We start from the raw sequence: 8,753 nt of genomic DNA, 5'->3' as shown, positions 1-8,753 counted from the left end.
ATTTAAATATTATATAATTAAGAAAAAATTGTTATAAATTATAAAAGGTTTTATCGTATTAAAAAATCGTAATTTATTTTTTTTAAAAAAATTATTAAAAATTTTTATTATTATTATAATTTTAATAATTATAATATTAATAATAATTTTAATAATAATTTTAAAAAAATTATTAATATTTTTTTTAAAAATAAAATTAATAATTTTTGTCCATATGGAAAAAAAATTTTTTCTTTCTTTAAAGAAAAAGATTTTAAAAAAAAATTATGAAATAAATGAACTAATTTTAAAAATTTTAAATAAGAATTTATTTATTACTTATTTATTAATTTTAATAAATATAATAATTTATTATATATTATTTTTATTCCCAAATAAAATAAAATTTTTTGTTTTATCATCTAAAAAAATTTCATTTTCATTTTATAATCTTATTACTAATTATCAAATTATTACTAATTTTTTTTCTCATATAGATTTTAAACATATTTTATTTAATATGTTTTATTTATTTATATTTGGGTTTATAATAGAAAATAAAATAGGAAAATTAAAATTTTTATTATATTATTTATTTACTGGAATATTTTCTTCTTTATTTCAAATTTTATTTTTATATTATACTGATTTTAATAATTTTTATATTTTAGGAGCATCAGGTGCTATATATGGATTATTGGGAATAATATATGTATTTTATCCTATTTATAAAATAAAAATTTTTTCAAAAAAATATTGTATAAAATTCTCTAAATTTATAATATATTTTTTATTTTTAAGTATATTTGATTTATTGTTCAAATTAAATTTAAATGTAGGACATATATCTCATATAACAGGAATTTTAATAGGAATATTTTTAGGTTTTATATCTAAAAAATGTTTTATATATAAAAAAAAATTAAAACAAAAATAAAAAATTAAAAAAAATACAATGAATAATTCAATTTTTTCTTTTCCTACACCAAAAAATGAAAAGATAAAAACATATAAATCATTAAGTAAAGAAAGATTTTTATTAGAAGAGTGTTATGATAAAATGTATAAAAAAAAAATAGATATTCCACAATATATAGGAGGAAAAGAAATTTTTAGTGAAAAAAAAATTGAAATTAAACCTCCACATGATAATAAAAATATTGTTGGTTATTGGAATAAAGGTAATAAAAAAGATTTATTAAATGCTATAGATAGCTGTTTAAATGCTAAAAAAAAATGGAATAAATTATCTTGGGAAAATAGAGCTTCTATTTTTTTAAAAATAGCAGATTTAATTTCTGGACCATATAGATATGAAATTAATGCTGCTACTATGATTGGACAATCTAAAAATATTTATCAAGCAGAAATTGATGCTATAGGTGAAATGGTAGATTTTATTAGATTTAATGTAAAATATATGGAATTAATTTATAAAAATCAGCCAAATTCATCAGATAAAGTATGGAATAGATTAGAATATCGTCCATTAGAAGGTTTTTTATTAGCAATTACACCTTTTAATTTTACAGCTATATCAGGTAATTTACCATTATGTATGGCTATGATGGGAAATGTTGTAATATGGAAACCATCTAATAAACAAATTTATTCAGCAAATATTTTAATGAAAATTTTTAAAAAAGCTGGATTACCAGATGGTGTTATTAATATGGTATTAATAGATGGAAAATCAATAAGTGATATAGTATTAAATCATCCTGATTTCTCTGGTGTTCATTTTACAGGATCTACTGAAGTTTTTAATTATTTATGGAAAAAAATAGGAAGTAATATTAATTTATATAAAAATTATCCAAGAATAGTAGGAGAAACAGGTGGAAAAAATTTTATTTGGTCTGATAATACAATTAATTATAATGAATTAATTACAGCTATTATTAGAGGTGCTTTTGAATATCAAGGACAAAAATGTTCAGCAATTTCTAGAGCATATTTACCACGTAGTATATGGAAAAAATTTAAACATTTATTATTAAAAGAAGTAAAAACGATTAAATTAGGATCTCCAAGAGATTTTAATAATTTTATAAATGCTGTAATAGATAATAATTCTTTTGAAAGAATTAAAGGATATATAGAAAGAGCAAAAAAAAATAATGATATTAAACTTTTATGTGGAGGAGTTTATGATAAAACTATAGGATATTTTATTTATCCAACTATTTTTATTACAAAAGATCCTAATTGTGAAATTATGATAGAAGAAATATTTGGTCCAGTTTTAACTATTTTTATATATGAAGATAAAGAATGGGAAAATTGTTTAAATATTATTAATAATACTTCTAAATATGCTTTAACTGGATCTATTTTTTCAAATAATAGATATATAATAGAAAAAGCATCTAATATTCTAAGAAATAGTGCTGGTAATTTTTATATTAATGATAAACCTACTGGAGCAATTGTTGGACAACAACCTTTTGGAGGATCAAGATTATCTGGTACAAATGATAAATCAGGATCTTTTATTAATTTACTTAGATGGACATCTATTAGAACAATTAAAGAAAATTTTGATCCAGATAAAAAATATTCATATTATTTTATGGATTAATTAATATTAATAATTTATTGATTATTATTATGTAATTTAATGAATGATGTATGTATGTATGTATGTATGTATGTATGTATGTATGTATGTATGTATGTAATAATGTTATAATATAATATGTAAATATATTATGTTATTATGTAATATTTATGTTATGTATTAATTAATGATAAAGTAAATTTCTTTATCGCGTTTTTTTAAAAAAAAATGAGGAAAGTCCGGACACCAAGAGCAAACATAACGGGTAATTACCGTACGTTGTAAAACGATGACTAGTGCAACAGAAATAAAGTACATATGTATTTTAACACATTAATTTTTACATTAATGTTATATTTATAAATCATTTAATGTTTAAATTAATAATGTTTACAATAATATTGTTAAATCATGATGTAGTGGAATAATGTAAACTTCTATGTGGTGAAATGCCAAATATACTATATATAAATTTTTTAAAAATATATTGCTCATATACAAATTTATATTAGGGGGTAGGCAGTTTGAGATATAAAGTAATTTATATCCTAGATAAATGATAAAGATTATTTTTTATAATATTATTTAAAAAATATTATTAAAATATTACAGAATCCGGCTTATAAATTTACTTTATTTATTAATTATTTTAATTATATTTTTATTTTTTTTAATTATTTATTTATTAATATTTTTTTTATTTATTTATTTTTTTTTTAAAAATTTTATTAACTTTTTTAATAATATCTTTTGTAGTAATTTTATATTTTTTCATTAATTCTTTTGGTTTACCACTTTCTCCAAACATATCATTTACTGCTACAAAATATTGTAATGTAGGTAATTTTTTACTTAATAAACCAGCAATACTTTCACCTAAACCTCCAATATAATTATGTTCTTCTGCTGTTATTAAACAACGAGTTTTTAGTACAGATTTTAAAATAAATTTTTCATCTAATGGTTTAATAGTATGTATATTAATAACTTCACAATCAATTCCTTCTTTTAATAAAAAGTTAGCAGCTTCAATAGATTCCCAAACTAAATGTCCTGTAGAAATAATAGTTACATCTTTTCCTTCTTTTAAAAGTAAAGCTTTTCCAATTTTAAATGAATTTTTTTTAGTAAAATTAGCTACTTCTGGTCTTCCAAATCTTAAATAAACAGGTCCATTATATTTAGAAATAGCAATAGTTGCTTCATATGTTTGATTATAATCACATGTATTAATTACAGTCATTCCTGGAAGCATTTTCATTAATCCTATATCTTCTAAACTTTGATGTGTTGCCCCATCTTCTCCTAAAGAAATTCCAGAATGAGATGCACAAATTTTTACATTTTTATTTGAATAAGAAACAGATTGTCTAATTTGATCATAAACTCTAGATGTAGAAAAATTAGCAAATGTACCAGTATATGGTATATAACCATTAATACTTAAACCAGAAGCAATTCCAATCATATTTGATTCTGCAATTCCAATTTGAAAAAATCTTTTAGGAAATTTTTTAGAAAAATTAGTCATACAAAGAGATTCAGTTAAATCAGCACATAAAGCAATAATTTTATCATTATTTTCTCCTATTTTAACTAATGCATCTCCAAAACCTAATCTTGTTTGTTTTAATCCTTGATATTTGTAATTAAAAATCATTTTTATATATATTTTTATATATATATTATAAAATTAATTTAATAATTAAATAATTAATTAAATAATTTTATTAAATAATTTAATAATTATTAAATAATTTAATAATTTATTTAAAATAATTTATTTAATTAAAATTTATTTTTATAATTAATAATATTTATGTTATTTTTTATTTTATTATAATATCATTTTATTAAAAATCACCTATTGTTTCTGGTAATTTTTCTAAAGATTTATATAATTGTTCTTTATTTATTGGTTTACCATGCCAAATATGATTATCATACATAAAATCAACGCCATATCCCATTTTAGTATGAAGTATTATAACAACAGGTTTATTTTTTTTAGTTTTTTTTTTCGCTTTTAATAAAATATTTATAACTTTTTCTATATTATTTCCTTCATATTCTTCTAATACTTCCCAATCAAAAGATTCAAATTTTTTTTTTAAATTACCCATAGGTAAAACATCATCTGTAGATCCATCTATTTGTTTTTTATTATAATCTATAGTTGCTATATAATTATCTATTTTTTTTGCACCTGCATATAAAATAGCTTCCCATATTTGTCCTTCGTTTAATTCTCCATCTCCATGTAAACTATAAACTAAATAAGGATCATTATTTAATTTTTTTGATATTGCATATCCTATAGATACAGACATACCTTGTCCAAGAGATCCTGAAGAAATTCTTATTCCTGGTAATCCTTCGTGATTTGTTGGATGTCCTTGTAATCTAGAATTTATTTTTCTAAAACTATATAACTCTTTTATATTAAAAAAACCTGATCTAGATAAAATACTATAATAAACAGGAGAAATATGTCCATTAGATAAAAAAAATACATCTTCATTTTTTCCTTCTATTTTAAATGGATTAGAAGTATAATTCATAATTTTTTTATATAAAGCAACAAAAAATTCTGTACATCCTAAAGATCCACCAGGATGACCTGAATTAGCATAATAAATCATTCTTAATATATCTCTTCTTACTTGAGTACAAAGATTTTTTAATTCAAAAATATTATTCATTTTAATTTAAATATAATTTATTTATAATTTATTATTATTATAATATAATAATAAGATAATAATAAGAAATAAGATAATAATAAGATAATAATTTGTTCTAATTGATTTTAACCAATAATATTAAATAAATAATATAATAATAATATAATAATAATAATATGATAATAATATAATATAATTATTTTTTTTATTTTAATAATTTAAAATATGAAAAAAAATATTTATAAAAATAAAAAAAATATTTATAAAAAAATTATTGTAAAAAATAAAAAAATATATTATAAATATGATTTAATTGAAGAATATATATCTGGAATTAAATTATTTGGATCAGAAGTAAAATCTTTAAGATTGAATAAAGCAAATATATCAGAAGCTTTTTGTCAAATACAAAATGGAGAAATTTTTGTTTTTAATTTACATATTCCAAATTATTCTTTTAATAAGAATTTTATTATAAGTACAAAAAGAAAAAGAAAACTTTTATTAAAAAAGAAAGAAATAATTAAAATTTATAAAAAAATAAAAAAATTTAAATTAACAATTGCTGTAAAAAAAATTTTTTTTTCTAAAATTGGATTAGTTAAATTAAATATTTGTTTAGTAAAAGGTAAAAAAATATATGATAAAAGAGAAACTATTAAAAAAAAAGAATTGAATATTTTTCTTAATAGAAATTTTAAAAAAAAATAATAAATTTTATTATTTAATTTAATTAAATAAATTTACTTAAAAATTATTTAAAAATTATTTTAATTATTAAAAATTATTTTAATTTATTTTAATTATTAATAATAAAAATAATAATATTTATTATTTTATTTAATAATAAAAATTTTATTATTTTAAAAAATTTTATTATTTTATTAAAATAATTTATTTATTTAATAAATTATTTATATATTTATTTAATTATAAATAAAATAATTATGAAAAAAATTTGGTTTTTTTTTGCATTTCTTATTATTTTAATATTTTTTATAATTTTTATAAAATTAAGAAATAAAAAAAATAAATTAAAACAAAAAAAAAATTTAAATAAAGAAAATTTAAATAAATAAAATTTATAAATTTTATATAAAAAATTTTATATAAATTTAAATTTTAAATATAATTATATAATAAATTTAAATTATAATTTTTTATATTTAATTAATAATTTATTTAAATAAATATTATTACTATATATTTATAGTATAATTTAATATTATATATTTAATTTAATCTCTATATATATATTTATTATATTTTTATTTATGTATTATGTATTATGGTAGGTATTTATGTATGTTTTATGTATGTATAGTATATTTTATGGATATTATTATATGTATATGATAATGATATGTATGTATATGATATGATTGATTTATTGATGTGAGTTGAGTGAGTGATGTATGATAATAGATATTTAATTTATGATAGATATTTATTATGATGAGATAATTAATTTATATGGATATGATTGATTTATTGATGTGAGTTGAGTGAGTGATGTATGATAATAGATATTTAATTTATGATAGATATTTATTATGATGAGATAATTAATTTATATGGAATGTATATGATATAATATGATATTATATGATATTATGTATGTATAATATGGATATGATATTTAGTATTAGTATTTGTTTTATGTTGTTGATGGTATTATGTATAGTGTATGTATATGTTATGTTATATGTTATGTATAGTGTATGTATGTATATATATATGTAATTGTATTTATGATATATTTATATTGTTATAATATATTTTTATATTTTTATATATATGATTTATTATGATATTATGATGATATGAATATATATATATATTATTTATATATTATATTATATTATATTATATTATATTATATTATATTATATTAATGTATGTAAATGTAGTAGTATGTGTAGTAGTATGTAGGTAGTATGTAATGTATTAGTTGTTAGTATTTTTGTATTAATTTTTGTATTATATATATTATATTTATATATTGTATTATTCTATTTTTATAGATGCATTATTATATTTATAATATTTTAAATTATAATTATATTTATATTTATAATTATTTAATAAATTAAAAAGTTTTTTTTTTAAAATTCCTTTTCCATTACCATGAATTAAAATTAATTTTATATTTTTTTTAAAAAAAAATTTTTCAATTATTTTTTTAGCAAAATAAATTTGTTTTTCTACAATATTTGATTTTATTTTAATATAAATTTTTGGTATATTTTTATAATGTAAATCAATTATAAGTAAAGATTTTTTCTTTAAATTATCATTATCTTTATATTTATATTCATTTTTATATTTATAATTATTTTTAAAATAATTTTTAATATCTATATTTTTTACTATTTTTTTTATTGGATAAATTTCTTCAAATCCAAAATCATTAATTATAGTAACTAAATTATTATTAATAAAATTTTTTATAATTCCATTTATACTTTTATCTAAAATAGAAATTTTTTCACCTATATAAAAATTATTATCACAATTATTATTCATAAATATATTATTTATTATTAATTATATTTATTAATAAATTAATTTATTATATTTATTATATTTTTATTTTATTATATTTATTTATTATAAAATTTATTAATTATTTAAATATTATTTATTTAAAATTTTTTTTATATTATTTTTTATATCATAAAAATAAAAAAATAATATAATTTCATATAAAAATAAAATGGGAAATATTGATATTAAAGTAATTAATATATCTCCTGGTGTTATAGCTGATATTATAACAAAAATTATAAATAAAAAATATAATTTATATTTACGTAAAATATAATGTGAAATTATTTCTAATTTTAATAATACAATAATAAAAATTGGTAATAAAAAAATTATTCCCATCATTATAGTACAATAAAACATAGAATAAATATAATTATATAAATCAAAAATATTAAATATAAATTTACTAATACTAAAATTATTAATAAAATTAATAGTTATAGGAAATAATAAAAAGTATCCGAAAAATGAACCTATAAAAAATAAAATAAAAGAAAGTATAAAAATATTTTTTATTGTTATTTTCTCATTATTTTTTAATGCTGGTTTAATAAATTTCCAAATTTCATATATACAATATGGAAAAGATAAAATTAATCCTAAATAAAAAATAACTAAAAAATAAGTATTTATTTGACCAAAAAAATCTCTATTTTGTAATAAAATTTTATCTTCTAATAAAAAAAAACTTTTTTCTTTTAAAAAATTATTTTCATTACATAGTAATAAATTTTTTTTAAAATGAAAAAAAATAATATAATCAAAAATAATTTTTTTTTTTATTAATAAAAGAAAAATAATATTAATTAAAAAAAATAAAAAACATCTTATTAAATGTTCTCTAAAATTTTGTAAATGACTTAAAAAACTTTGATTATTTTTATTATAATATAATTTTAAACTTTCTGTGTTATATGTATTCATTTTTTATTTTTATAAAATTTTTATTAAATAAATAAATAAATAAATAAATTTAAATT

8 protein-coding genes are annotated in these 8,753 nt (G+C 15.7%); 4 read left to right on the top strand and 4 right to left on the bottom strand.

The window, feature by feature from the left end; genetic code table 11:
• Positions 1 to 214: 214 nt before the first annotated feature.
• Both KHQ18_RS00620 and pruA read left to right on the top strand, forming a co-directional pair.
• On the top strand, positions 215 to 916 hold the full coding sequence (locus KHQ18_RS00620) for a rhomboid family intramembrane serine protease (RefSeq protein ID WP_212113218.1): 702 nt from the start codon (positions 215 to 217) through the stop codon (positions 914 to 916).
• 18 nt (positions 917 to 934) lie between these two features.
• Positions 935 to 2,560, top strand: coding sequence for an L-glutamate gamma-semialdehyde dehydrogenase (gene pruA / locus KHQ18_RS00615; protein WP_212113217.1), 1,626 nt, complete (start codon positions 935 to 937; stop codon positions 2,558 to 2,560).
• 676 nt (positions 2,561 to 3,236) lie between these two features.
• Here the strand turns inward: pruA and KHQ18_RS00610 are convergent.
• Both KHQ18_RS00610 and KHQ18_RS00605 read right to left on the bottom strand, forming a co-directional pair.
• On the bottom strand, positions 3,237 to 4,199 hold the full coding sequence (locus KHQ18_RS00610) for a transketolase family protein (RefSeq protein ID WP_212113216.1): 963 nt from the start codon (positions 4,197 to 4,199) through the stop codon (positions 3,237 to 3,239).
• A gap of 193 nt (positions 4,200 to 4,392) precedes the next feature.
• Positions 4,393 to 5,241 carry a transketolase gene (locus KHQ18_RS00605; protein ID WP_212113215.1) on the bottom strand — a complete coding sequence of 283 codons (849 nt, stop codon included), beginning with the start codon at positions 5,239 to 5,241 and terminating at the stop codon, positions 4,393 to 4,395.
• A gap of 207 nt (positions 5,242 to 5,448) precedes the next feature.
• Here KHQ18_RS00605 and smpB point away from each other — a divergent pair, with 207 nt between their 5' ends.
• Positions 5,449 to 5,934, top strand: coding sequence for an SsrA-binding protein SmpB (gene smpB / locus KHQ18_RS00600; RefSeq protein WP_212113214.1), 486 nt, complete (start codon positions 5,449 to 5,451; stop codon positions 5,932 to 5,934).
• A gap of 236 nt (positions 5,935 to 6,170) precedes the next feature.
• Positions 6,171 to 6,302 (top strand): hypothetical protein, encoded by a 132-nt coding sequence (locus tag KHQ18_RS01735; RefSeq protein ID WP_262896632.1) that lies wholly within the window; start codon positions 6,171 to 6,173, stop codon positions 6,300 to 6,302.
• Between the two features lie 928 nt (positions 6,303 to 7,230).
• Here KHQ18_RS01735 and KHQ18_RS00595 read toward each other — a convergent pair.
• Together KHQ18_RS00595 and tatC are read right to left on the bottom strand one after the other, a co-directional pair.
• Positions 7,231 to 7,749 (bottom strand): hypothetical protein, encoded by a 519-nt coding sequence (locus tag KHQ18_RS00595; protein ID WP_212113213.1) that lies wholly within the window; start codon positions 7,747 to 7,749, stop codon positions 7,231 to 7,233.
• 111 nt (positions 7,750 to 7,860) lie between these two features.
• Positions 7,861 to 8,697 carry a twin-arginine translocase subunit TatC gene (tatC, locus tag KHQ18_RS00590; RefSeq protein WP_212113212.1) on the bottom strand — a complete coding sequence of 279 codons (837 nt, stop codon included), beginning with the start codon at positions 8,695 to 8,697 and terminating at the stop codon, positions 7,861 to 7,863.
• Positions 8,698 to 8,753: the final 56 nt, after the last annotated feature.

It is taken from the genome of Candidatus Shikimatogenerans silvanidophilus, from assembly GCF_018200315.1.
Classification (GTDB): Bacteria; Bacteroidota; Bacteroidia; order Flavobacteriales; family Blattabacteriaceae; genus Shikimatogenerans_A; species Shikimatogenerans_A silvanidophilus.
Note: the sequence above shows the minus strand (reverse complement) of the source record. Positions and strands in the feature narration are given on the sequence as shown.